Raw genomic sequence first — 23,611 nt, forward strand, 5'->3', positions numbered from 1 at the left:
CCGGATTGGCAGCCCGACATGCTGCACTGAACAGTAGTTGGCCAACGGCATACTCGCAGCTAGTTCGTCAGCATGGCGTTGTCACGGCGAGCAGGGGGCCACCTGACAGCACGTCGGATCTAGTAGGCCGCGACGCCGAGAGCGAACTGCGGCACTGAAAGTTATTGGGCCTGACTGACCGATGACATGTGGAAGTCCGGTATCCGCAGCGACGGCATCTGCGCCCGGGTGGCCCAGTCGCCCCATTCGCGGGGCAGCGTCGTCTCGCTGACGCCGGCTTCGGTGGCGCGGCGCAGCAGGTCCAGCGGGCTCTCGTTGAACCGGAAGTTGTTGACCGCGCCCGTCACCTCGCCGTCCTCGATGAGGTAGACGCCGTCGCGCGTCAGGCCAGTCAGCAGCAACACCGTCGGGTCGACCTCACGCATGTACCACAGTGTGGTCAGCAGCAGGCCGCGCTCAGTGCTGCCGATCATCTCGGCCAGGCTCACGGTGCCGCCGGTCATCAGCAGGTTGTCGGCGGGCACCGCCACCGGTGCGTCGAATTCCGCTGCGGCAGAACGCGGATAGGCCAGTGCGTTCACGACACCGTCGCGAATCCAGTCCACGCGGCCGATGTCCAGGCCGTTGTCGAACACCGACACCCGCTCCGACGAACTCGACGCCGCCACGAACGGCAGGCATTCCAGCCCGGGCGCAACAGGATCCGAGTACAGCGTCAGTCCGAGATCGGTGAGCTTCTCCCCCACCCGAGTGCCACCCGGCGCCGACAACGCGGTGCGCCCCTCCTGGGCGCCGCGGCCGTCCATGCTCCAGCCGAGGTAGATCATCATGTCCGCGACGGTCGACGGCGGCATCAGCGTCTCGTACCGGCCGGCGGACAACTCCACGGTCTTCGACGCCCAACCCAGCCGCAGGCACAGGTCGTCGAGCATGGAATCGATTGGCACATCGACGAAATCGGCGGTGCTGACCCCGGCCCAGGCACTGGCCCCGCCGCGTTTGGCGTTGACCTCGACCGAGCCCGTCGGCTGCGTGAAGCGCCGCCGGATACCACCCGAGGTGGCCAGATAGGTGGTGTCGAGCTCATGACGGGCGAACCCGTACAGCGCATCGCTGCGGTGGAAGCCGTCGACGAGACGCGCGCCCACGTTCCCGAACACCGAAGCGCCGGTCAGCGGCGACGGTGCCTCCCAGTCGTCAGACACCTCCTGGCCGGCCAGCGCCAGCGCGCTGTCGCGGGCCTCCGGCGCCGCCTGTGCGGCATCCTGCGACGCCGCCACCAGACCGGCGATGGTCGCCGGATCGACCTCACTGGACTTCACCGCGCCGACCCGGGACTTATCCCCTTGCCGGACAATCGAAATGACCGTGGTATCCCGGCTCACCGACTCGCCGTTGGTGGTCATGGTGTTGCGCGCCCAGCGCAGCGAGGCGGTGGATCGGTCGGTCACCAGGACGATGGTCTCGTCGGCTCGACCCCGGCGGGCGGCCTCGGCCAGCACCAGGTCGACAACCTGCGGTGCACTGATCATCAACGCCCCGATTCAGTTCGCGTGTTGAGCACATTGATTCCCCGGAACAGGGCGGACGGGCAGCCGTGGCTGACGGCGGCCACCTGGCCGGGCTGCGCCTTGCCGCAGTTGAACGCCCCGCCGAGGCGCCAGGTCGATTCTCCGCCAACGGCTTCCATCGAACCCCAGAAGTCGGTGGTGGTGGCCTGGTAGGCGACGTCGCGCACCTGCCCGTCCAGCTTGCCGTCACGAATCTTGAAGAAGCGCTGACCGGTGAACTGGAAGTTGTACCGCTGCATGTCAATTGACCACGACTTGTCGCCGACGATGTAGATGCCGTTCTCGACGCGACCGATCAGGTCGTCGGTGCTCAGATCGTCGGGCCCGGGCTGTAGCGAGACGTTGGCCATCCGCTGGATGGGCACGTGATGCGGCGAGTCCGCGTAGGAGCAGCCGTTGGACCGGGCCACCCCCAGTTTCGGCGCGAACACCCGGTCCAGCTGGTAGCCGACGAAGACGCCGTCGCGCACCAGGTCCCAGCTCTGCGCGCGGACGCCTTCGTCGTCGAATCCGATGGTGGCCAGCCCGTGTTCGACGGTGCGGTCGGCGGTCACATTCATGATCGGCGACCCGTACTGCATGGTGCCCAGCTTGTCCGGGGTGGCGAACGAGGTACCGGCGTAGGCCGCTTCATAACCGATGGCGCGGTCGTATTCGGTGGCGTGGCCGATGGATTCGTGGATGGTCAGCCACAGGTTCGTCGGGTCGATCACCAGGTCGGTGGGACCGGCCGTCACACTCGGCGCCTTGACCTTCTCGGCCAACAGCGTCGGCAGCTCGGCCAATTCGGTTGTCCAGTCCCACACCTCGTCACCGTCGACGGCTTCCCAGCCGCGGGCGGTCGGCGGCGCCAGGGTGCGCATGCTCTCGAACGATCCGGCGGCGCTGTCGACGGCGACGGCTTCGAGCATCGGCTGCACCCGCACCCGCTGCTGGGTGATCGACGAGCCGAACACATCGGCGTAGAACACCTGCTCCTTGACTGCCTGCAGCCCCGCCGACACGTGGTCCACTCCGTCGGCCGCGAGCAACCGGCCCGAGTACTCGCCCAGCAGCACGATCTTGTCGGCCGCGGTCACCTCGAACGGGTCGACACCATACGGCGACACCCACGACACATCGGCGTACACCGGCTCCGGGGCCAACTCGATGCGTTCGGCGTTCAGCGGCGCCAAGGCCACCGCGACCTGCACCGCGCGGCGGGCAGTCTCGGCCGCGACCTCAGGTTTCAGCTCGGCATGCGACGCGAAACCCCAGGTGCCGTCCACGATCACGCGCACCGCGAGCCCGATCTCGCGGGTCACCACCGAGGTCTCCAGCTCGCCGTCGCGCAGCTGGATGTGCTCGGTGGTGATTCGGTGAACCCGGAGGTCGGCGTAGCTCGCACCAGCAGCCAGCGCGGCCGACACCGCGGCCTCGGCCAGCAAATGGCGCGGCAGGGCCAGGAAGTCGGCGTCAACCCGTCGCAGCGCAGTCACGGCTACACCGTAATGGCAGGACCGGCTTTAATGATCCGGTGGCACGCCGCAGGTTCCGGGACACCCTGACCGGGTATGCGCTGCTCGCCCCCAGCCTGTTCGGCGTGGTCATGTTCCTGCTGCTGCCCATGCTGGTGGTCGGCTGGCTGAGCCTGCAGCGGTGGGACCTCTTGGGACCCATCCGATTTGTCGGGCTCGACAACTGGCAGGCCGTGCTGACCGACCCGTCGTTTGGCCGCTCGATGGCAGTGACCTTCGGCTTCATCGCGCTGGTCGTGCCCGTTCAAACAGTGCTGGGTCTGGCGGCGGCCATGCTGCTGGCCCGCGGGCTGCCGGGCACCGGGTTCTTCCGCACGCTCTATGTCCTGCCGTGGATCTGCTCGCCGCTGGCGATCGCGGTGTTGTGGCGCTGGATTCTCAGCCCCACCGATGGCGCGGTCAGCACAGCGCTCGGGCACCGCATCGAATGGCTGACGGACCCGACGCTGGCCCTGCCGCTGGTTTCGGCGGTGACCGTGTGGACCAACGTCGGCTACGTGACGCTGTTCTTTCTCGCGGGAATCCTGGCTATCCCCAATGATGTTCACGACGCCGCCCGGATCGACGGAGCGACGGCGTGGCAACGATTCCGCCGCATCACCCTGCCCATGCTGCGGCCAACGCTGTTCTTTGTCCTGGTAACGGGAATCGTGAGTGCGGCACAGGTTTTCGATACCGTGTACGCGCTGACCGGCGGCGGCCCCGACGGCCGCACCGATCTCATCGCGCACCGCATCTACGCCGAGGCGTTCGGCTCGGCGGCGGTGGGCCGCGCCGCGGTGATGGCCCTGATCCTGTTCGTCCTGCTGCTCGGCATCACCCTGGTGCAGCACATCTACTTCCGCCGACGGGTCAGCTATGACCTCACGTAACGCGCTGATCTACCTGGTCCTGGTGACCGGCGCAGCGATCACCCTGGTGCCGTTCGGCCTGGGTCTGCTGACCTCGTTCACCTCGGCCCGGCAGTTCAACACCGAGTCGCCGCTGTCGCTGCCGAACCCGCCGACATTGGCCAACTACACGGCCCTGAGCGACGCCGGCTTCGGCCGGGCCGCGCTGGTGACCGCCCTGATGACCGCGGTGATCCTGTTGGGCCAGTTGGCCTTTTCGGTGACCGCCGCCTACGCCTTCGCCCGGCTCGAATTCCCGGGCCGGGACACCCTGTTCTGGCTGTACCTGGCGACGCTGATGGTGCCGGCAACGGTGACCGTCGTGCCGCTGTATCTGATGATGGCCGAAGCCGGGCTGCGTAATACGTTCTGGGCGTTGGTGCTGCCGTTCATGTTCGGCTCGCCCTATGCGATTTTCCTGCTGCGCGAGTACTTCCGGTCCATCCCGGCCGACCTGATCCGCGCCGCCCGCATCGACGGCGCCGGCACGCTGGATGTCATCGTGCACGTGGTGCTGCCGGCCAGCCGGTCGATCCTCGTGACGCTGGGGCTGATCACCGTTGTCTCGCAATGGAACAGCTTCATGTGGCCGCTGGTGATCACCAGCGGCTCATCGTGGCGGGTGCTGACCGTCGCCACCGCCGGACTGCAGTCGCAGTTCGACGCGCAGTGGACCGTGGTGCTCGCCGCGACGACCGTCGCGATCGTGCCGCTCATCCTGCTGTTCAGTGTGCTGGGCCGGCACATCGTGCGCTCCATCGTCGTCACCGGCTTGAAATGAAGTTCTCGACCCGGTTCGTGACCGCCCTGGCCGCCGCCATGGCGGTGCTGCTGGTGGCCGCCGTGCTCATGGGCCGGACGCCGGACACCGGGAAAACCGTTGTCACCGTGCGGCTGTGGGACGCGCAGGTCGCTGCCGCGTACCGGTCGTCATTCGCCGAGTTCACGCGCCGGCACCCGGACATCGAGGTCCAGGTCGACGTCGTCGCCTATGCGTCGTACTTCGATTCGCTGCGCACCGATGTCGCGGGCGGTGGTGCTGACGACATCTTCTGGCTGTCCAACGCCTACCTGGCCGGCTACGCCGACACCGATCGGCTGCTGGACATCGGACAGCTGTTGGGCCCCGGCGCCGCCGACGCGTGGGATGCCTCGGTGACGCAGCAATTCACCCGCGGCAACAAGGTGTGGGCGGTGCCGCAGCTGACCGACGGCGGCATCGCGGTGTACTACAACGCCGACCTGCTGGCGGCCGCCGGAATCGATCCGGCCGAACTGGACAGGCTGCACTGGTCCCCCGACGCCGATGACACCCTGCGTCCGCTGCTGGCCCGGCTCACTCTGGACCGGCACGGAAACCAGGCCGGGACACCCGGATTCGACGCCGGCCAGATACGGCAGTGGGGCTACAACGCGGCCAACGATCTGCAGGGCATCTACCTCAACTACATCGGCTCGGCCGGTGGCACTTTCAGCGACGGGGACCGCTTCGCTTTCGACAATCCCGGCGCGCGACAGGCATTCGAGTATCTGGTCAACCTGATCAACACCGACCACGTCTCCCCCTCAGCCGCCGACACCAACGGCAACGGCGACTTCTCCCGCAACCAGTTCCTGCAGGGCCGGATGGCACTGTTCCAGTCGGGCACCTACAACCTGGCCGCCATCGCCGATCAGGCGCCCTTCCGCTGGGGTGTGGCGATGCTGCCCAGCGGACCAGCCGGCCGCGTCAGCGTCACCAACGGGATTGCCGCCGCGGCCAATTCGGCCACCCGCCATCCCGACGCGGTGCGTGCGGTGCTGGCCTGGATGGGCGGCGCCGACGGGAACGCGTTCCTTGGCACGAGCGGCGCCGCCGTGCCCGCCGTGCTGGCGGCCCAACGGGTCTATTTCGACTACTGGGCGCGGCGCCACATCGACGTGCAGCCGTTCTTCGAGGTCCTCGAAGGCCCCCGCATCCCGGCCCCCGGCGGCGCGGGCTTCCCGGCCGGATTCCTGGCCATCAGACCGCTTTTCGACGAGATGTTCCTGGGCCGCACCCCGGTCACGTCGACCTTGGCCGACGCACAGAAGGCGGCCAACGCCGCAGCCGAGCGCTAAAGCTTGCTGGTGGCCAGCGGGGTCCACACCTCGACGTACACCGACAGCGCACACATCGCGACCACCATCAGCAGCGCCACCGCATCGGACAGTCCGGGCCGTGCCGGACTCGCGACGATCTGGCCCACTCCACCACGCGCGGTGATGGCGTCGCCCATCTCGTCGCCGCGGCGCAGCGCCACTGTCACCGCGGCCGCCAGCAGGTCGACGATCTCGACGCGACGCTGTCGGCTGCGCTCGCGGCGGGTCTCCGGCTGCGCGCGGGGACGCAACCGACGCGCCGCGAACAGCACGCGGTATTCGTCGATCAGCATCGGGAACGCCCGCAGCGCCAAGGCCAACGTGACGGCCCACTCGTCGACCGGGATCCGCAGCCATTTCAGCGGTCGGCCCAAAGTGGCCACCGCCGGGGCGATTTCAGCGACGTTGGTGGTCCAGGAGACCAGGCCACCCAAACCCAGCAGCACGATGGACAACGCGGTGATCTGCAGGAATTTCAGCAGACCACCCAGTCCCAGGTGCACCGAGGCGATGTCGATGAACGGCTCGCCCCCGGCCAGGGCCGCCGTCCCACCGCCGAGCAACAGCAGCACCCACACCAGGCGCGGCACCGACGGCAGCACTCCGCGCGGGATGCGCGCCAGCCACACCGTCACCATCACCAGCAGCGCGACCAGGCCGATCGGTATCCACCCGGGGTAGATCGTCAGGACGGCGCCGATCAGCGCCACCACAATGAGTTTGGTGCCGGCCCACAGTTCGTGAACAGGCGACGTGCCCGGTATGGGACGCAGCAGCACCATCGACCGACGCTGGGCGGCTGGGGCGGTCATGATCGTCCTCCCGCGGTGATCGGCGCTTCAGCGAGTTCCCCGCGGTGCAGCCGCAGGATGCGCGGACAGAGCTCATCGAGTCCGGCGAAGTCGTGCGAGATGACGACGACCGTCAGCCCGGTGGTCCGACGAAGCTCGGCGAGCAGCGTCACCAGGCCGCGCTGGCTCGCGGCGTCCAGCCCGGCCAGCGGTTCGTCCAGGATCAGGGCCCGGGGACGACGAGACAGCAACCCGGCCAACACCACACGGCGCATCTGGCCGCCACTGAGCTGATCGATGCGCCGGTCTGCCAGCTCGGGGTCCAGGCCGACCATCGCGAGTGCCTCGGTGATCCGGGCGGTGTCGCGCTTCGAGAATCCCGCAGCCGACGCGATTTCGGCGCCAACGCGGGACCTCATCAATTGCAGCCGCGCCGCCTGGAACGAAATGGCCACGGCGCCAACCTGATCGGACACGGGCTTGCCGTCAAGCAGGCAGCTGCCGGTGGTCGGCACGGTGAGTCCGGCCAGAATCCAGGCCAGCGTGGACTTGCCTGAGCCGTTGAGCCCGTGGATCAGCACGCCCTCGCCCTGGTGGACGGTGAAGCTGATATCGCGCAACGCCGTTGATTCCCAGGGTGTTCCGCTGCCGTACTGGTGCCCCACCCCGCTGACCTCGAGCACCGCCGGGCCGTCGGGTTCGATGCCCGTCGACACGATCGGCACCGGTGCGGTCGCGACCATCTCGATGTTGTCGCTGGCGCCGTCCAGCCGGACCACCCGGTCGGCCGAGTCGGCCTCGTCGTTGTAGTGCGTGATGTGCACCAGCGAGGTTCGGTGGTGGCGCGTCAAGTCGGACAGCACCGAGAGCAGCACGTCGCGGCCCTCCTGGTCGACCATGCTGGTGACCTCGTCGGCGATCAGCAGCGCCGGCTCGCGGGCGAGCGCGGCCGCGACGGCCAGACGCTGCAGCTCGCCGCCGGACAGCCCGCCGGTGTCCCGGTCGGCCATGCCGCTCAAACCGACCTCACCCAGTAGCCGTTCGACGTCGATGGTCGTGCCCGACGGCAGACCCCAGACCACGTCGTCGGCGACGCGGGTGCCGAGCACCTGACTTTCCGGGTGCTGCATGACCACCGCGGTGCCACCCGCCCGGCCGAGGCCGACCGCCCCCGGTCGGTCGATGCTGCCGGCGGTCGGTGCGCGGCCCGCGAGCGTGAGCATCAGGGTGGTCTTGCCCGACCCGTTGGCGCCGGTGACGGCGACGTGCTCGCCCGCGTTGATGTCCATGCTCACCGGTCCGAGCGCATCACGATTGGTACCCGGGTACCGGAATCGAACATCACGCAGGCGTGCCGGGACCGGCGCCACGGGGCCGGCGGATTCGGCAGTGTCGAGCTTGTGCACATCGGGAATGCCGAACAGTCGCTTCAAGACTCGCGACAGCGCCCACCAGCCCAGCAGGGTGACGAACAGGATGTGCATGATCATCGAGAGCATCACCGGCACCGGCCAGTAGTGCAGGAATGCGGCGAAACTCGTGCGCAGATCCTCGGCGGCACGCTCCCCGCCGGGCATCGCCCCGACGATGTTGGCGATGCCGTTGATGTTCGAGGTCATCGACGCGAAGATCAGCTCCCGCAGCCGTCCCACCAGCAGCAGGACACCGATGACGTACGCGCCGAACGCAGCTCCCGCGACCACCGAGGCCCACAGGACCGTCCCGATGCCGCGGCCCGTGCGCTTGACGATGCCCGTCAGGCCGCCGATGTAGGCACAGAACACCACCGTCATCAGGCCGCCCATGCCGGCGATGAGGAACGCGATGGTGCCGCCGGCGACGGTCGCGGCCACCAGCACCCGGATTCGGTAGCGGTAAGCGAGCAGTCCCATCGGGACCGTGCCCAGCATGCCGAGGCCCGCGGCGAACGGAACGACGACGGCAATGATGGCGGTGGCCGCACTCAGCGCCGCCATCACGGCGGCCTGGGCGTACTCGCCCGGATTGAGGGGACCGGCTTTGTCTCGGATGCCGGCAACAGTCATTGCACAATTCTGCCAGCTGCGTAGACGAGTAAACTCGACGTTGATGTGACCGTCACCACTCGCGACGGTAGTTCGACTACATAGAGAATCTATGAAACCATGTTGAACATGGCAATTGCACCGGCGACCGACACGACTCTCGGCTCGGATCTCCTCGCCGTCGTTGCCCGCATCAACCGCTTGGCCAATCAGCGCGTCCGGCTCCCGTTGCCGTTCGCCCAGGCCCGGCTGCTCTCCACCATCGACGCCGAGGGCCGCGCCCGGATCTCCGATCTCGCCGCGCTCGACCACTGTTCACAACCGACGATGACGACCCAGGTCCGTCGGCTCGAGGACGCCGGACTCGTGTCCCGCACCGTCGACCCCCACGACGCCCGCGCCGTGCTCATCAGCATCACCCCGCAGGGCATCGCCACCCTGGCCCAGGTCCGCGCCGACCGCGGCAGCGCCATCGACCCGGTCCTGGATGCGCTCGACAGCTCCGACCGGGAAACGCTGGCCGCTGCCGTCGAGATCATGCGCGGCATGCTCGCCACATACTGACGCCGAACGTGAACTAAATGGCCAATCTTGGCGCTTTCTTCGCCATCTTCTTCACGTTGGCCGCCGGCTACTTCGGTCCGGGAATCGGATCCAGCGCCTTGAGCGCACCACCGTCGACGGTGAATCGCGTGCTACCGATGCCTGTCGGCATTCCCGGCTGATCCTTGGCCTGCTCCCACTGGTACTGCACCGTCACGCTGTCCGGCGCGCTCGCGGTCACCGTGATGTACGGCCGCGCGTTGGGTGTCGGCGTGCCGATCATCGTGTTCTTGTTGAAGAACACGACCTGCTGCGGGCTGTCCGGCGTCGAGTTGTTCTGGCCGACCTGCACCCAGTACAACGCACAATTCGCGGTGTGGCCGCTGCTCATCTGGGTCCACTTGCCCGACGGCGGTGCCGGCAGCGCGAAGATCGATGCGGTCACGACGTTCTGGGCCGGTCCATCGGCGGGCGTGCACTTGTCGGCCTGCGGGGCGGAGTCCGGGCCTTTCGGGCTCCAACCACACCCGGCGGCGAGCAGGGCCGAGGCCGAGAGCAGGACGAACGCTGACGTATAGCCGATGGACCGCATGCGGCCAGCCTACGGATGCACGGTGATGAGGTTCGGCCGCGGCCGCCGATTAACCTGTGGCAGTGAGTACTCCCCACGGCTTCACGCTCCGTCCGTGCCAAGGAACCACGGAATGGCCTGCACTGGTGCGCATCTGGCGCAGCGCGGTCGAAGCGACACACGACTTCCTGACCGCCGACGACATCGACTTCTACGAACGCCGGCTCGCCGAGGAGTACTTGAAGATGGTCGACGTGACGGTGGCGGATGCCGACGGCGTGTCGGTCGGGTTCTCCGGCGTCGCCGGCGGGAACCTCGAGATGTTGTTCATCGACCACCAGCATCGTGGCCGGGGCGCGGGTTCGGTGCTGCTGGCCGACGCGATGGCCAAGAATCCGGGCCTGCTGGTCGATGTGAACGAGCAGAACCCGCAAGCCGTCGGTTTCTACCACCGCCACGGCTTCGTCACCCTGAGCCGGTCGGAGACCGACGGCGACGGACGGCCGTTCCCGATCCTGCATCTCGGCCCCGCCGCGTCTGCCGCGCAACGCGGCTAGGAGGCGTCGACGGTCACTGACCTGGAGTCTCCGGCTCGGTCGTGCGTGCGGACGTGTTGGCGGCAGTGCCCCCGATTCCAGCTGCCGCGGCCGCGGCCTCCCGGAGGTGCTTCCCCGGCACCGACGACTGCTGCGGCGCCGATTCGAGTCCGGTCGCGTGTTCTGCAGGCATCCCGTAATGCCGGAGCAGCGTGGCCACCTCCGGCACGGTGATGCGATCGCCGCCGGCTATCGGCGGGGCGTTCCCGACGATGTTCTTCGCGACGGCAACCCGAACCGATCCGTCACCGCCTCGCGCGCCGACCAACGGTACGAACGACTCCGAGCTACCGAACCACCCACTGCGAACAGACGCCCATTTCGGATGCCCGGTACGCCGATCGACGTACACGCGATAAATCTTGCCGATCTTGTCTCCCGCAAGGTCATATACGGTCGCGCCGACAAACCGGGTCACCGCATCCGACATCGATCTGTTCCCCTGTTCTTCTACCCGCGCTGTCCCGCGCGGGAATCAGCCGTGGTGCAGGTGGTGGTGGTGGTGCTCGTTGAGCAACATGCCCGACAGCAACCACACGGCACCGAACGTCGCAGCGGCCAGGGAGACGATCATCGCCACTGCGCCGAACGTCAGATATCCGGCCACCATCGCAAGGGCGCCGGCAACCAGGGCCACGAAGCTGATGGCGATGGTCACCAGACCCGGCACCATGGCGCCGACCGGGGTAGGTGATTCATTCATGTATTGCGGATACCCGCATGGGAGACGACCAAAACGCTTGGCGCCGGTGCGCCCCTGCCGAGAGTGGGGCTTGCCGAGGCGACACGCCGCAAAAGTCACGGCAGGCCCCACGCTCGGCATAGGACGCGAAGCGGAACCCCGGCTCTAGAAAGCAAAATGACCAGCACTTTCGTGCTGGTCATGCTTGCTCCCCCGATTGGACTCGAACCAATAACCGCCCGATTAACAGTCGGGAGCTCTGCCAATTGAGCTACAGGGGATTGTGCTCAGGCCCCGGGCGCGTGTCCCTGAACCGAGGCATGACTCTAGCGCATGACTGCGCGGATCTTTGAATCGGCTGGTAGCCGCCGGTCGGGCCAGACGCATCGGCGATCGTGAGGCAGGATGGAGCCACGCACCGTCATCAGGGAGGGGTCCAGTGATCCGAGCCGTCGCCGTCATGGCCGTTGGCTATGTTCTGGGAGCCAAGGCAGGCCGTCGCCGTTACGAGCAGATCGCCGGCACCTACCGCGCCATCACCGAGAGCCCGAAAACCAAGGCGATGCTGGATGCCGGCCGGCGCAAGCTGGCCGACAAGGTGTCACCGGACCCGAACATGGTGCGGCTGACGGCGATCGACACTCAGACCACGGTGCTGCATCCGGAGTCGATTCACGACTGACCCGACTGGTAGTCGGGCGGTTATCGGTTCGAGAACCGTCAGCCGAGCGGCTGGTGCCAGGTCTGGCCGGGCAGCAGCGGACCGCTGCTGACGCCGCCGTTGGGGCCCCACACGCCCCACGGTGTGCCCACGTTCACGGGCTGACCGTTGGACCGGCCCATGCAGTTGCCGTCTTCTTTGTTGCCGAACCAAGCGAGGCAACCGCCGTCAGCCGTCGACTGTGACGACGGAGCGCTGCTCAGCGCGACGATGACCGGGGCTGCCACTGCGGTGGCCACGAGCGCTGCTGCGGCGAAAAGCCGGGTTGCTCCGATGGTCATGGTGGGCCTCTCCCCTTTGGTCGGTTCTGCCCCACCATATCGCGCACGGTGGTTCTGCGCGTTACACCAGCTGAAGCCTCAGCTGACGTCGTCGCCGCTGGCCTGCTGCAGCAGGCTGCGTCGGTACTGCTCCATGGCGACGAGGTCGCCGAACAACGCGTGGTACTCGGTGCTCTGCTCCACGGGCGACATGCGCTGCAGTTTCGACTTCAACTCGGCGATCTCGCGGCCGACCCAGACTTCCTGCAATCGGGCCAGCACGCTCGCGATGTAGCGCGGCAGCCTGTCCTCTTCGACCTGGAACGCCTCGACCGACAGCTCGTTGATCAGGCTCGCCGCCGCCGGGTCGGCCGCCCTGATCGTCTCGATCCACTCTGCACCGCCGAGACCGGAGGCCGTGCCGCCTGCAGCGGTGATCGCCTGCCGGACCGCGGCATATGCGGGATGGGTGAAGCTGTCGACCGGCAGCCCGTCGAAGACCGGGCCGGCCATCGCCGGGTGCTGCAGCGCCGACTTGAGTGCTTCACGCTGCGGCCACAACGTCGGGTCTTTCGGGTTCGGGCGCCCCACCGCCGGGACCGGGGCTGCCGGTGCCGCCGGGCGACGGGCGTCGCGCTTCGACGTCGCGGGGCCTGCCTTGGCAGACTCGCGGACTCGCGAAATCACCTGCGCCACATCGTCCCAACCGACCCAGCCGGCCAACTGACGGGCGTACTCGTCACGCAGGGTGGGGTCTTTGATGCGGGCGGCCAGCGGCACACAGCGGCGCAGCGCCGCCACCCGCCCCTCGGCGCTGTCCAGGTCGTGCTCTTCGAGCGCGGTGCGAATCACGAACTCGAACAACGGCGTTCGGCGCGCCACCAGATCCCGCAGGGCACTGTCGCCGGACTTGAGCCGCAGATCGCAGGGGTCCATGCCGTCGGAGGCCACCGCGACGAACGACTGTCCGGTCAGATTCTGTTCGCCCTCAAAGGCTTTCACGGCGGCGGCGCGGCCGGCGGCGTCACCGTCGAACACGTAGATCAGCTCGCCGCGAAAGAAGTTGTCGTCCATCATCAGTCGCCGCAGCATCGACAGGTGCTCGTCGCCGAAGGCGGTACCGCAGGACGCGACCGCGGTGGTCACCCCGGCCAGATGCATGGCCATGACGTCGGTGTAGCCCTCGACGACGACGGCCTGGTGTCCCTTGGCGATGTCGCGCTTGGCCAGGTCGAGCCCGAACAGCACGTTGGATTTCTTGTACAGCACCGTTTCCGGCGTGTTGACGTACTTGGCTTCCATCTGGTCGTCGTCGAACAGGCGGCGGGCACCGAACCCGATCACCTCGCTCGTCGCGCCCCGGATGGGCCAGAGCAGCCGGCGGTGGAACCGGTCCATCGGGCCGCGGCGACCTTCCCGAGACAGCCCGGCGGCCTCCAGCTCTTTGAAGGTGAATCCCTTGCGCAGCAAGTGTTTTGTCAGGGTGTCCCAGCCCGACGGCGCGAAACCGCAGCCGAAACGCTTGGCCGCGTCGGCGTCGAAGTTCCGCTCGATCAGGTACTGGCGGGCGGCGGCGGCTTCGGCCGACTGCAGCGCCTCGGCGTAGAACTCCTGCGCGGCGGTGTTGGCGGCGAGCAGACGGCTGCGGCTGCCCTTGTCCCGCTGCACATTGGTGGTCGAGGACCCCTCGTAGCTGATGGGGTAGTTCAGCCGGTCGGCGAGCAGTTCGACGGCCTCGACAAAGGTGACGTGCTCGACCTTCTGCACGAACGCGTAGACGTCGCCGCCCTCACCGCAACCGAAGCAATGGAACTGGCCGTGGTTGGGCCGCACGTGGAACGACGGTGACTTCTCGTCGTGGAACGGGCACAGACCCTTCATCGAGTCGGCCCCCGCGCGCCGCAGCTGCACGTGCTCGCCGACGATGTCTTCGATGCGGGTGCGTTCACGAATGGCCGCGATATCGCGATCAGGAATCCGGCCGGCCACGCGCCCAGTGTAGGCGGCGCTTTTCCGGAGGTTGACCGGGTTTGGCCTCGGTACGGTGACACCGTGACTGACGGTTGGGTCGAGCACCACGGGCGTCGCGTGGCATATGCCACCTACGGCCCTGACGACGGCGCGCCCGTGGTGTTCATCGCCGGCGCGGGTTGCGGCCGGCGGATGTCCTTCGGGCGCGACCTGCTCGACGACCGCGGACTACGCCTGATTTCGGTGGACCGCCCCGGGATCGGCGGCTCCGACCCCGATCCGAGCAAGACGTTCGACACCGTCGCAGCCGATTTCGCCGCCATCGTCGACACCGTGGCCGGTCGACCCGTGCCCGTGGTCGCCAACTCGCAAGGTGCACCGTTCGGTCTCGCGCTCGCCCGGACCGGGCGAGTCACCAGGCTCGTGTTGGCCTCCCCGATCGACGATCTCGGCCATCCACCGCTGGCCGCGCTGCTGCCGCCAGCCTCCCGCGAGTTCGTCAGAGCGATGGCGACGGACCCCTACGAGGCGCTGAGCAACCTGTCGGGCTTCACCGCAACCCGGCTCTTCGACATGATCATGACGCAGTACCCGCCAAGCGACGGCGCCGTTTACGACGATCCCGATTTCCGCGCGATGCTGCGGGCCGCGCTGGCCGACGGGTTCAGCCAGGGCTCGGCCGGCTACGCGCGGGACACGCTGCTCGCCACGACGCCCTGGCCGGCGGAGCTGATGACACCGGGGGTCGACGTGCGCGTGCTGTTCGGCAGCGACGACACCGTGCACTCCCCGGACCGCTGCGCCACCTTGGCACTACGGATCCCCGGCATGACGCGCACCATCGTCGATGGCGTCGGCGGGTCGCTGCTGTGGGCGCGCGCGGACCTGGTGTTGAGCGCGCTGGCCGGCTAGTCCAGCGGTCGCGGCGACCGGGCTTCGTGGACGCGTTCGAGCCGGGTCTCGGTGTACGACGCGATCTGGTCGACGACCACCCGCAGCCGGGCACCGTCGTCGTCCGCGAGGGCGAACTCTGCGGCGAACTGCGGGTCGAGGCTCGCCGGGGCCTGGCCCCACAGCGACAGCGCCACCTCACCGACCATGGTGCGCTGATCGGCCTGAATCTGCAGGTGCTGGTGGTCGGACATGATGAACTGCAGGGCCAGCATCTTGAGCACCGCCACCTCGGCACGGACCAGGGCCGGCACCGCGAGCTCGGCATCGAAACGGCGCATCGTCGCGCGCCCCGCCTGCAACTTGGTCTCGGTCACCGCGGCGTTGGCGAACCGGCCGACCAGTTCACTGGTGAGCCGCTTGAGCGCCACCGACGTCGCGACAGAACCGTCGTACTTGCCGACGGCGGTGACCACCGGCAGCTCCGACAACCGCGCGGCGGCCGCCAGCATGTCGTCATGCGTCACCGTCGGATGAGACCGCGCGCCCAGTCGGGCCAGGGTGTCGGCCGCGTCCGCGTCAGCGAGGACGCGCAGGTCGATGCGGCCGGAGATGATGCCGTCCTCGACATCGTGCACGGAGTACGCGACATCGTCGGCCCAGTCCATGACCTGCGCTTCCAGGCACAGCCGCTCGGCGGGCGCGCCCTCGCGCACCCAGGCGGCGGCGGCCGCGTCGTCGTCGTAGAAACCGAACTTGACGCGGTCCTCGCGGAACCACGGGTATTTGATCACGGCGTCCAGCGCGGCCCGGGTCAGGTTCAGCCCGGCCGAACGTCCTTCGCTGTCAAGCGCTTTCGGTTCGAGCCGGGTCAGGATCCGGAAATTCTGGGCGTTGCCCTCGAACCCGCCGAACGGTTTGGCGATCTCGTCGAGCGCGCGTTCGCCGTTGTGGCCGTAGGGCGGATGGCCGATGTCATGGGCCAGCCCGGCGAGGTCGACCAGGTCGGGATCACAGCCCAGGCCCACCGCCATGTGGCGCCCGATCTGGGCCACTTCGAGCGAATGGGTGAGCCGGGTCCGTGGCGTCTCCCCCTGCCGGGGCCCGACCACCTGGGTCTTGTCGGCCAGTCGGCGCAGCGCGGCGCTGTGCAGCACCCGCGCCCGGTCGCGCGAGAAATCCGTGCGGTGTCCGGCGTCGGTGCCGGGCAGCGTGGCGCTCTTGACGCCTTCTTCGACCAGCCGCTGCCGGTCGAAGTCGCTGTATCCCTCACCTGCGATGCCCACAGCCGAAGTCTGCCAGCCCGGGTGCGCCGAATTACCACATACCCTGTCACTACATTGGGCGGCATGCGCATTGTGCGACTGCTCTGGCTGATGATCTCGGTCCTGATCGTGGGGACGCTGCTGGCCCCGACCACCACCGCCGAGCCGCCGATGCGGCTGCCGGACTACGTCACCGATGAGGCCGGCGTGCTGAACTCGCAGCAGCGCACCGAGGTCTCGGGCGCGGTGCAGCGGCTGTACGACAAGCGCGGCACGCGGCTGTGGGTGGTCTACGTCGACACCTTCGCCGGTGCGAATCCCCGCGAGTGGGCGGAAAACAGCTGGCGCCAGAGCTTTCTGGGCGACCACGACGCCATCTTTGCCGTTGCGATCAAGGACCGCGCCTACGCGCTCCTGGTCCCGGAGGCCGCGACGGGTGACGTCGACGTCGACCGCCTGCGCCGGGATGTCGTCGAAGCCAAGCTGCACGACGGCGACTGGGCGGGCGCGGCCGTCGCTGCCGCCGACGGGCTTCGGGCGCCGGGTGCGCCGTTCAACTGGGTCGGGTTGGTGGTTGCGCTGGCGGTGATCGGCGTCGCGCTGGCCGGACTCATCTGGTGGGTCCGGCGTAGTCGCCGGCAGCGCCGGCAAGCTGATCTGAACGCCGCGCAGCAGGTCGATGCCACCGACGCCGGTGCCCTCGCGAAGATGTCGCTCGAGACCTTGGAGGACCTGTCCAAGTCGATCCTCGTCGAGGTCGACAACGCGGTGCGCACCAGTGACAACGAGCTGTCCCTGGCCGTCGGCGAGTTCGGCGAGCGCGACACCGCGCCGTTCACCACCGCGGTGCAGAACGCGAAAACCGCCATGGCACAGGCGTTCAGCGTGCGCCAGATCCTCGACGACGACGTGCCCGAAACCCCGCAGCAGCAGCGCGACCTGCTGACCCAGGTGATCGTCGCGGCCGCCCGCGCCGACAAGGAACTGGAGAACCAGCGCGCCGCCTTCCACCAGATGCGCGATCTGGTCATCAACGCACCGACCCGATTGGACGCGCTGACCCAGCAGATGGTCGTCCTGACGGCGCGCGTCGAGCCGGCCCAGCAGACCCTGACCGGGTTGCACAGCCAGTTCACCGCATCGGCACTGGCGTCGGTCGCCGGCAACGTGGACGGCGCCAAACAGCGCCTGGCGTTCGCGGACCAGAACATCACCGCCGCGCGCGGGCTGGTCAGCAAGGCCGGCGACAGCCAGGCCGCCCTGGTCAATGCGATCCACGGCGCGGAGTCAGCGCTGGGTCAGACGCAGCGCATGCTGGACGCGGTCGACAGCGCCGCGGACGACATCACGCACGCGATCAGCGCCCTGCCCGCTGCGATCACCGACATCCAGCACGGGATCGCCGCCGCGGAGGCGGTCCCACCCGGAGCGCGCTACACGGAACTGACGGCGGCGCGTACCGCTGCGGTGCAAGCAGTTTCGAACGCGCAGGCGTCGGGCGCGGCCGATCCATTCGGCGCTTTCACTCAATTGACCGCCGCCGACGCCCAGTTGGACAAGCTGCTGGCGATCATCGCCGACGAGGCCGCCGCCCGGCAACGGCTGCAGCAGTCGTTCGATCAGGCCCTGCAGGCCGCGACCTCCCAGGTGCGCGGGGTGTCGGATTTCATCGACACGCACCGCGGGAGCGTCGGCCCCGAAGCCCGCACCCGGCTGGCCGAGGCGCAACGCCGAATCGAAGCCGCCCGACAGACGTCACGCACCGACCTGCCCGCCGGCATCGAGCAGGCCAATTCCGCGGCCGATCTGCTCAAGCAATCCCAGACGCTGGCCGCGAACGACGTCGCCGCCGCGCGGCAGTCCTACACTGGCACCAGCACCGGCGCCGATCTGGGCGGCATCATCATCGGCGGCATCCTGTCCGGCATGATTCGCGGCGGCAGCAGCGGTGGCGGTGGTGGCGGTGGCGGTGGTTGGAGCTCAACAACTTTCGGCGGCTCCGGTGGCGGCTTCTCCGGCGGCGGCGGCCGGTTCTAGCCCTGCGTGGCGGCGAGGCGGGCGCGCTCGCGCATCGAGGCGACCACGCCGCCGTCGTTCAGGATGTCGGTGCCGGTGAGGTAACCGGCCTGGTCGCTGGCGCAGAACGCGAACAGCGCCGCCATCTCCTCGGCCTTGCCCCAGCGCGGAACCGCGGCGTTCGTCAGCATCGCGCCCGCACCGGCGTCCGCCTCGAGTAGCCCCATCTCGGTGTCGACGGAACCCGGCGACACCGACACGATGCGCAACCCCTTGGCGTTGAAGCGCTCGGCCTGCGAGCTGCTGTACCACTTGACGAAGTTCTTGCTCACCCCGTAGGCCATGCCCGAGCGCAGTTCCTCGGGCGCGAACACACAGACCGCCGCCATCTCGGCGAGGAACGCGTCCTCGTCGGTGAGTGCCAGTGGGAATTTCGTGGTCGGGATGATCTCGTCGGGCAGCAGGTGTGCCGCCATCGACGCCACGTTGACGATCGCCGCGCCCTCGTTCGCGACCCGGTAGAAGGCCTCGTTGACGTTCACGGTGCCGACCGCGTTGGTGCGCGTCACATAGTCCGCCGCCCCCATGCTCGGGCTCACGCCGGCGGTGTGGATCACCGACGCGATGGAGCCGAGACCTGTTGCGGTAACGAACAACCGGTTCACCGCGGCCCGGTCGGTGACATCGGCGTTGACGATGGTCGCGGCGATGCCGAGGTCTGCCAACTCGGCGGCGGCCTTGGCGAGGCGATCCTGACGGACGTCGGCGAGCACCACCGCGTGGTCCTGCCCGACCACCTTGGCCGTCGCTGTACCCATGCCGCTGGCACCGCCGGTGATCACCGAAACCCGAGTCATACCGGCACGCTATACCGGAAGCCCAACGGGACGCGGACCGGTGCTCACAAACTGCTCAGCAATCGGGTTCAGGTGGTGTACAGCGACAGGTGGACGTACACCTCGTCGGGCCCGCGTTGGTCGACGACGACCTCGCGGTTGACCAGCCCGTGATCCTTGGTGGTGACCTTGTCCTGCAGGAACAACGGCGTGGGAGCACTCGCCAGCGACGGCCCCGCGAGCGCCGTCATCGTCTTGGGAATCTGGGACGGTCGCGGCGCCGCCGGGAACTGGCCCAGAAAGTCGTGAAGTTGGCTGTCGGTCATCCGCAGCGCCACGCGATAGCGGGTGTCGCGGTCCGAATCGGTGACAGTGGCGAGGACCGCTGCGCCCTGCGGCAACGTCACATCGCCGAACGCCGCAGCCATCTCAGCGGGAACCGGCACCTTCTGCTCTCGGTTCTCGGTCGAGCACGCGGACAGCGCACACAGCATCAGGACTGCGGTCAACGCACGCAGGTATCGGGTCATGGGTGTTTGTCGTTCGGCTCGTCGGCCTCGCCGCCGCGCCCGGCGACGTCGGTGTAGGCCGTGCCGATCTCGCGGATGCGCGCCGCGATGGCGTCCAGATCCGTGTTCGACCGACTGATGATTGCGGTGATCTCAGCCGTCCCCTTGGCCACCACGGGAAGCAGCACACGGTCACCCACCGCGGTCGACGGCACGCTGGCCGCGGCATCTATCACCCATTGCTTGACGGAATCGAGATCGCGACGACCTGCCGTCACCACAGCCGCGGACCGATCGACCTCGGCACCAAGGCGCCGGTCCAGTGCGGCAAGCCTGCCGATGGTCCCGGCATGCTCCCGATTGCGGCCGTCGTATGCCTCGGCCGCAGTGCCCGTCCACTCCCCTCCGGGCGCCACCGACAAGACCGTGCTGCGCAGTTCATGGAACTGCGCACTCCTGTCGAACTCGGAGCCGCCAACCGGCGTGTCGGACCCGAACGTCGCGCGCGCGTCGTCCCAAGTCGAAAGAAATGCGCCGAGAACCGTCACTGTCGCCCCCTCCAGCGTCCCTTGGCCCTTGGCTCACAAGCCTATTCGAGCCCGCGGCAGGTCCCCGGCGGCAATTTCTCACTCACGAACAGACACAACGTCGGGCTGAGAGCCCCGTTGACCGGATATCCGGTTAACGACGCGCTCAGCCCGACGTTGTGGTTGGCGGTCAGCCGTCAGCAGCCCTTGAGACGCACCGCAAGGTAGTCACTGACGGCGTCGATCGCGACGCGCTCCTGGGTCATGGCGTCCCGCTCGCGGATGGTCACGGCGTGGTCCTCGAGCGTGTCGAAGTCGACCGTGATGCAGTACGGCGTGCCGATCTCGTCCTGGCGACGGTAGCGGCGGCCGATGGCGCCGGCGTCGTCGAACTCGACGTTCCAGTTCTTGCGCAGTTCCGCGGCGAGGTCGCGCGCCTTGGGTGACAGATCGGCGTTGCGCGACAGCGGCAGCACCGCGGCCTTGACCGGCGCGAGGCGCGGATCGAGCTTGAGCACCGTGCGCTTGTCGACGCCGCCCTTGGCGTTGGGGGCCTCGTCCTCGTGATACGAGTCGACCAAGAACGCCATCAGCGACCGGGTCAGGCCGGCTGCGGGCTCGATGACGTACGGCACGAAGCGGGTATCGGTGCCCTGGTCGTAGAACGAAAGGTCGACGCCCGAGTGCTCGCCGTGCGTACTCAGGTCGAAGTTGGTGCGGTTGGCGATGCCCTCGAGCTCACCCCACGGGTTGCCGGCGAAGCCGAACTTGTACTCGATGTCGGTGGTGCCGGCGCTGTAGTGCGACAGCTTCTCCAGCGGGTGTTCGTACAACCGCAGGTTGTCCGGGTTGATGCCCAGGTCGGTGTACCACTGGAAGCGGGTCTCGATCCAGTACTTGTGCCACTCCGGCGCGGTCGATGGCTCGACGAAGAACTCCATCTCCATCTGCTCGAACTCACGGGTGCGGAAGATGAAGTTGCCCGGCGTGATCTCGTTGCGGAAGCTCTTGCCGATCTGGCCGATGCCGAACGGCGGCTTCTTGCGCGCGGTGGTCACCACGTTGGCGAAGTTCACGAAGATGCCCTGCGCGGTCTCCGGGCGCAAGTAGTGCATGCCTTCTTCGGACTCGATGGGGCCGAGGTACGTCTTGAGCATCATGTTGAAGTCACGCGGCTCGGTCCACTGGCCCTTGGTGCCACAGTCCGGGCAGACGATCTCGTCCATCGAGACGGAGTCGGGGTCGTCCAGGCCCTTCTTCAGGGCGTAGGCCTCCTGCATGTGGTCCTGACGGTGCCGCTTGTGGCAGTTCAGGCACTCGACCAGCGGGTCGTTGAACACCGCGACGTGACCCGAGGCCACCCACACCTGGCGCGGCAGGATGATCGCGCTATCCAGGCCGACGACGTCGTCGCGGGAGGTGACGACCGACTTCCACCACTGGCGCTTGATGTTCTCCTTGAGCTCGACACCCAATGGCCCGTAATCCCACGCAGACTTTGTGCCGCCGTAGATTTCGCCGGACTGGAAGACCAGACCACGGCGTTTGGCCAGGTTGGCAACGGTGTCGATGATGGACGCCACGATGTTCGAGCACTCCTGTGTCAGGTGGGATGCAACCCGTCCAGCCTAAAGGCCCCACTCACCGGTCGATGTCGCACCCACCTTTGACATGCGTATGCACGCATGGAAAGCTAAATGAAAACTATTTCCAATAGCTTGGGAGTTACCGGGGTGCCACCCACCACCACGCATGACGAGCTCGATCACCAGCACAGCGGTGCGCCGTTCCCGTCGTCCCCGCCGCGGGAGACGCTCGACGCCGCCGGCGACCTGCTGCGCGCCCTGGCGGCCCCCATCCGCATCGCGATCGTGATGCAACTGCGGGAGTCGCAACGTTGCGTGCACGAACTCGTCGACGCCCTTGGCGTGGCGCAGCCGCTGGTCAGCCAGCACCTGCGCATCCTCAAGTCGGCGGGGGTCGTCGCCGGTGAACGCGCCGGCCGCGAGGTGATGTACCGCCTGGTCGACCATCACCTCGCGCACATCGTGGTCGACGCCATCGCCCACGTCGAGGAGGACCGGCCGTGACCGCCCCCACCCGGTCCACCAAACAGCGCACCGCGATCGCCGCGCTGCTCACCAACGTCGAAGAGTTCCGTTCCGCGCAGGAGCTGCACGACGAACTGCGCCGCCGCGGCGAGGGCATCGGCCTGACGACCGTCTACCGCACCCTGCAGTCGATGGCCGCGGCCGGACAGGTCGACAGCCTGCGCAACGACAGCGGTGAGGCGCTGTACCGGCGCTGCTCGCAGGCCCATCACCATCACCACCTGGTGTGCCGGCAATGCGGTGCGACGGTCGAGGTGGCCGGCAGCGAGGTCGAGGCCTGGGCCACCGAAACCGCTGCGGCCCATGGCTTTTCCGACGTCAGCCACACCCTGGAGATCTTCGGCATTTGCGGTCGGTGCACGGCCTGACCGCATCCGCGCCGGTCAGCTGATCCGGACGAAATCCAGCACGATGTCGCGGGTCAGCGGCGCCAACACGACGTCGCCGGGATCGCGCGGATCGATCCAGGCCATCTCCTCGATCTCGGCGGCAGCCTGCGGTACGCCGTCGAGCTTCACGAAGAACAGGTCAGCCGCGACACTGTGCCCGGGCTCGTTGGCCGCGATTGCGGTGTGGTGACCCAACTCCCGCACGTCGGTCACCCCGACCCCGAGCTCTTCACGGACCTCGCGGACCAGCGCGTCGACCGGCGCCTCCCCCGGCTCGAACTTGCCGCCGGGCTGCATGAAGGCCGTCGTCCCGCGTTTACGGACCAACAGCAGCCGCCCGTGCTCGTCGACCACCACCGCGGCGACGATCCGGATGACGGTCATGACGCCAGGTCGGCCCGCACGTCGACACCGGTGGACAGCACCAGCAGGACCAGCGTGGACAACGCGTCGTCGCTGAGTCCGGCGGCCGGAAAGTTGTAGCGCAGCATGACGTCGCCGACCTTCTTGGCGCCGTTGCTCCGCGGGTCGCCGGCCCGCTCGACCAATACCACCGAGCCGAGCATGGTGCGTCCCGCGTGATCGGACACCCGGTCACGAATCTTGCTGTCCAGCTTGATGTCCCACGCCAGCGGCTGGGTCAGCGAGATCAGTTCCAGGCCCTCGCTGATGTTCACCACCCGCAGCGAGGCCACCGTCCCGTCGTGCCCGACGGTCAGGGCGCCGTCATTCTCCTCGACGATGGTTACCGTATCGGCCAACACAGAAGCCAACCGCTGCAACAAGTTCGACATCAGGCCCTCCCACTC

The 23,611-nt window shown here is 68.0% G+C and carries 26 protein-coding genes and 1 tRNA gene; 10 read left to right on the plus strand and 17 right to left on the minus strand.

The features are described from left to right. Window positions 1-161 precede the first annotated feature (161 nt). Window positions 162-1,532 carry a metallopeptidase TldD-related protein gene (locus ACNO8X_RS22155; RefSeq protein ID WP_418002732.1) on the minus strand — a complete coding sequence of 457 codons (1,371 nt, stop codon included), beginning with the start codon at window positions 1,530-1,532 and terminating at the stop codon, window positions 162-164. Beyond that, a complete protein-coding gene (locus ACNO8X_RS22160) occupies window positions 1,532-3,049 on the minus strand; it encodes a TldD/PmbA family protein (RefSeq protein ID WP_418002733.1) in 1,518 nt (505 codons plus the stop codon). Before ACNO8X_RS22160 ends, ACNO8X_RS22155 begins: the two co-directional genes overlap by 1 nt. 38 nt (window positions 3,050-3,087) lie before the next feature. Between ACNO8X_RS22160 and ACNO8X_RS22165 the strand changes: the two genes are divergently transcribed. The 3 genes from ACNO8X_RS22165 to ACNO8X_RS22175 are packed head-to-tail and all read left to right on the plus strand — an operon-like array spanning window position 3,088 to window position 6,078. Beyond that, a complete protein-coding gene (locus tag ACNO8X_RS22165; protein ID WP_418002734.1) occupies window positions 3,088-3,960 on the plus strand; it encodes a carbohydrate ABC transporter permease in 873 nt (290 codons plus the stop codon). Beyond that, the gene (locus ACNO8X_RS22170; RefSeq protein WP_418002735.1) at window positions 3,947-4,759 is read left to right on the plus strand and encodes a carbohydrate ABC transporter permease; all 813 of its coding nucleotides are present in this window, start codon (window positions 3,947-3,949) and stop codon (window positions 4,757-4,759) included. Before ACNO8X_RS22165 ends, ACNO8X_RS22170 begins: the two co-directional genes overlap by 14 nt. Beyond that, the gene (locus ACNO8X_RS22175) at window positions 4,756-6,078 is read left to right on the plus strand and encodes an ABC transporter substrate-binding protein (protein ID WP_418002736.1); all 1,323 of its coding nucleotides are present in this window, start codon (window positions 4,756-4,758) and stop codon (window positions 6,076-6,078) included. Before ACNO8X_RS22170 ends, ACNO8X_RS22175 begins: the two co-directional genes overlap by 4 nt. Here ACNO8X_RS22175 and ACNO8X_RS22180 read toward each other — a convergent pair. Together ACNO8X_RS22180 and ACNO8X_RS22185 are read right to left on the minus strand one after the other, a co-directional pair. Further along, window positions 6,075-6,911: a CbiQ family ECF transporter T component gene (locus ACNO8X_RS22180; protein WP_418002737.1), complete on the minus strand. Its 837-nt coding sequence runs from the start codon at window positions 6,909-6,911 to the stop codon at window positions 6,075-6,077. The genes ACNO8X_RS22175 and ACNO8X_RS22180 overlap by 4 nt on opposite strands. Continuing rightward, window positions 6,908-8,935: an ATP-binding cassette domain-containing protein gene (locus ACNO8X_RS22185; RefSeq protein ID WP_418002738.1), complete on the minus strand. Its 2,028-nt coding sequence runs from the start codon at window positions 8,933-8,935 to the stop codon at window positions 6,908-6,910. Before ACNO8X_RS22185 ends, ACNO8X_RS22180 begins: the two co-directional genes overlap by 4 nt. 99 nt (window positions 8,936-9,034) lie before the next feature. Between ACNO8X_RS22185 and ACNO8X_RS22190 the strand changes: the two genes are divergently transcribed. After that, complete coding sequence (locus ACNO8X_RS22190) at window positions 9,035-9,478, plus strand: MarR family winged helix-turn-helix transcriptional regulator (RefSeq protein WP_418002739.1); 444 nt, start codon at window positions 9,035-9,037, stop codon at window positions 9,476-9,478. Window positions 9,479-9,545: 67 nt separating this feature from the next. Here the strand turns inward: ACNO8X_RS22190 and ACNO8X_RS22195 are convergent, their stop codons facing one another. Then, entirely contained in the window at window positions 9,546-10,049 is a 504-nt protein-coding gene (locus ACNO8X_RS22195) for an LppP/LprE family lipoprotein (RefSeq protein WP_418002740.1), read from the minus strand. Window positions 10,050-10,111: 62 nt separating this feature from the next. On the opposite strand from ACNO8X_RS22195, the gene ACNO8X_RS22200 reads away from it, so the two are divergent. Further along, the gene (locus ACNO8X_RS22200; RefSeq protein WP_418002741.1) at window positions 10,112-10,585 is read left to right on the plus strand and encodes a GNAT family N-acetyltransferase; all 474 of its coding nucleotides are present in this window, start codon (window positions 10,112-10,114) and stop codon (window positions 10,583-10,585) included. A gap of 13 nt (window positions 10,586-10,598) precedes the next feature. Here the strand turns inward: ACNO8X_RS22200 and ACNO8X_RS22205 are convergent, their stop codons facing one another. From ACNO8X_RS22205 to ACNO8X_RS22215, 3 genes are all read right to left on the minus strand, one after another. Continuing rightward, window positions 10,599-11,054 carry a PRC-barrel domain-containing protein gene (locus ACNO8X_RS22205; protein ID WP_418002742.1) on the minus strand — a complete coding sequence of 152 codons (456 nt, stop codon included), beginning with the start codon at window positions 11,052-11,054 and terminating at the stop codon, window positions 10,599-10,601. 45 nt (window positions 11,055-11,099) lie between these two features. Continuing rightward, window positions 11,100-11,327 (minus strand): hypothetical protein, encoded by a 228-nt coding sequence (locus tag ACNO8X_RS22210; RefSeq protein WP_418002743.1) that lies wholly within the window; start codon window positions 11,325-11,327, stop codon window positions 11,100-11,102. A gap of 187 nt (window positions 11,328-11,514) precedes the next feature. Next, a tRNA-Asn gene (locus tag ACNO8X_RS22215) sits at window positions 11,515-11,587 on the minus strand. A gap of 158 nt (window positions 11,588-11,745) precedes the next feature. On the opposite strand from ACNO8X_RS22215, the gene ACNO8X_RS22220 reads away from it, so the two are divergent. Continuing rightward, a complete protein-coding gene (locus tag ACNO8X_RS22220) occupies window positions 11,746-11,988 on the plus strand; it encodes a hypothetical protein (RefSeq protein ID WP_071286920.1) in 243 nt (80 codons plus the stop codon). A 38-nt stretch (window positions 11,989-12,026) separates the two neighbouring features. On the opposite strand, the gene ACNO8X_RS22225 is transcribed toward ACNO8X_RS22220, so the two are convergent. Together ACNO8X_RS22225 and dnaG are read right to left on the minus strand one after the other, a co-directional pair. Then, window positions 12,027-12,308 carry a hypothetical protein gene (locus ACNO8X_RS22225; RefSeq protein ID WP_418002744.1) on the minus strand — a complete coding sequence of 94 codons (282 nt, stop codon included), beginning with the start codon at window positions 12,306-12,308 and terminating at the stop codon, window positions 12,027-12,029. Between the two features lie 78 nt (window positions 12,309-12,386). Next, window positions 12,387-14,276 (minus strand): DNA primase, encoded by a 1,890-nt coding sequence (dnaG, locus tag ACNO8X_RS22230; RefSeq protein WP_418002745.1) that lies wholly within the window; start codon window positions 14,274-14,276, stop codon window positions 12,387-12,389. Window positions 14,277-14,339: 63 nt separating this feature from the next. On the opposite strand from dnaG, the gene ACNO8X_RS22235 reads away from it, so the two are divergent. Then, window positions 14,340-15,170, plus strand: coding sequence for an alpha/beta fold hydrolase (locus ACNO8X_RS22235; protein ID WP_418002746.1), 831 nt, complete (start codon window positions 14,340-14,342; stop codon window positions 15,168-15,170). On the opposite strand, the gene ACNO8X_RS22240 is transcribed toward ACNO8X_RS22235, so the two are convergent. Further along, complete coding sequence (locus ACNO8X_RS22240; protein WP_260940428.1) at window positions 15,167-16,435, minus strand: deoxyguanosinetriphosphate triphosphohydrolase; 1,269 nt, start codon at window positions 16,433-16,435, stop codon at window positions 15,167-15,169. The two genes, ACNO8X_RS22235 and ACNO8X_RS22240, sit on opposite strands and share 4 nt — an antisense overlap. A 63-nt stretch (window positions 16,436-16,498) precedes the next feature. Between ACNO8X_RS22240 and ACNO8X_RS22245 the strand changes: the two genes are divergently transcribed. After that, on the plus strand, window positions 16,499-18,451 hold the full coding sequence (locus ACNO8X_RS22245) for a TPM domain-containing protein (RefSeq protein WP_418002747.1): 1,953 nt from the start codon (window positions 16,499-16,501) through the stop codon (window positions 18,449-18,451). Here ACNO8X_RS22245 and ACNO8X_RS22250 read toward each other — a convergent pair. The 4 genes from ACNO8X_RS22250 to ACNO8X_RS22265 form a co-directional block, all read right to left on the minus strand. Continuing rightward, the gene (locus ACNO8X_RS22250) at window positions 18,448-19,287 is read right to left on the minus strand and encodes an SDR family oxidoreductase (RefSeq protein ID WP_418002748.1); all 840 of its coding nucleotides are present in this window, start codon (window positions 19,285-19,287) and stop codon (window positions 18,448-18,450) included. The genes ACNO8X_RS22245 and ACNO8X_RS22250 overlap by 4 nt on opposite strands. Window positions 19,288-19,355: 68 nt before the next feature. Next, complete coding sequence (locus ACNO8X_RS22255) at window positions 19,356-19,796, minus strand: hypothetical protein (protein ID WP_418002749.1); 441 nt, start codon at window positions 19,794-19,796, stop codon at window positions 19,356-19,358. Then, a complete protein-coding gene (locus ACNO8X_RS22260) occupies window positions 19,793-20,323 on the minus strand; it encodes an EspA/EspE family type VII secretion system effector (protein ID WP_418002750.1) in 531 nt (176 codons plus the stop codon). Before ACNO8X_RS22260 ends, ACNO8X_RS22255 begins: the two co-directional genes overlap by 4 nt. Before the next feature lie 176 nt (window positions 20,324-20,499). Next, complete coding sequence (locus ACNO8X_RS22265) at window positions 20,500-21,885, minus strand: glycine--tRNA ligase (RefSeq protein WP_418002751.1); 1,386 nt, start codon at window positions 21,883-21,885, stop codon at window positions 20,500-20,502. A gap of 114 nt (window positions 21,886-21,999) precedes the next feature. Here ACNO8X_RS22265 and ACNO8X_RS22270 point away from each other — a divergent pair, with 114 nt between their 5' ends. Then, window positions 22,000-22,392: an ArsR/SmtB family transcription factor gene (locus ACNO8X_RS22270; protein WP_418002752.1), complete on the plus strand. Its 393-nt coding sequence runs from the start codon at window positions 22,000-22,002 to the stop codon at window positions 22,390-22,392. Continuing rightward, the gene (locus tag ACNO8X_RS22275) at window positions 22,389-22,781 is read left to right on the plus strand and encodes a Fur family transcriptional regulator (protein ID WP_418002753.1); all 393 of its coding nucleotides are present in this window, start codon (window positions 22,389-22,391) and stop codon (window positions 22,779-22,781) included. Before ACNO8X_RS22270 ends, ACNO8X_RS22275 begins: the two co-directional genes overlap by 4 nt. A 15-nt stretch (window positions 22,782-22,796) precedes the next feature. Here the strand turns inward: ACNO8X_RS22275 and ACNO8X_RS22280 are convergent, their stop codons facing one another. Together ACNO8X_RS22280 and ACNO8X_RS22285 are read right to left on the minus strand one after the other, a co-directional pair. Next, window positions 22,797-23,186 carry an NUDIX hydrolase gene (locus tag ACNO8X_RS22280; RefSeq protein ID WP_418002754.1) on the minus strand — a complete coding sequence of 130 codons (390 nt, stop codon included), beginning with the start codon at window positions 23,184-23,186 and terminating at the stop codon, window positions 22,797-22,799. Next, complete coding sequence (locus ACNO8X_RS22285) at window positions 23,183-23,596, minus strand: hypothetical protein (protein WP_418002755.1); 414 nt, start codon at window positions 23,594-23,596, stop codon at window positions 23,183-23,185. Before ACNO8X_RS22285 ends, ACNO8X_RS22280 begins: the two co-directional genes overlap by 4 nt. Between the last annotated feature and the right edge of the window lie 15 nt (window positions 23,597-23,611).

Origin of the sequence: Mycobacterium sp. PDNC021, from assembly GCF_048282635.1 — a bacterium.
Lineage (GTDB): Bacteria > Actinomycetota > Actinomycetes > Mycobacteriales > Mycobacteriaceae > Mycobacterium > Mycobacterium llatzerense.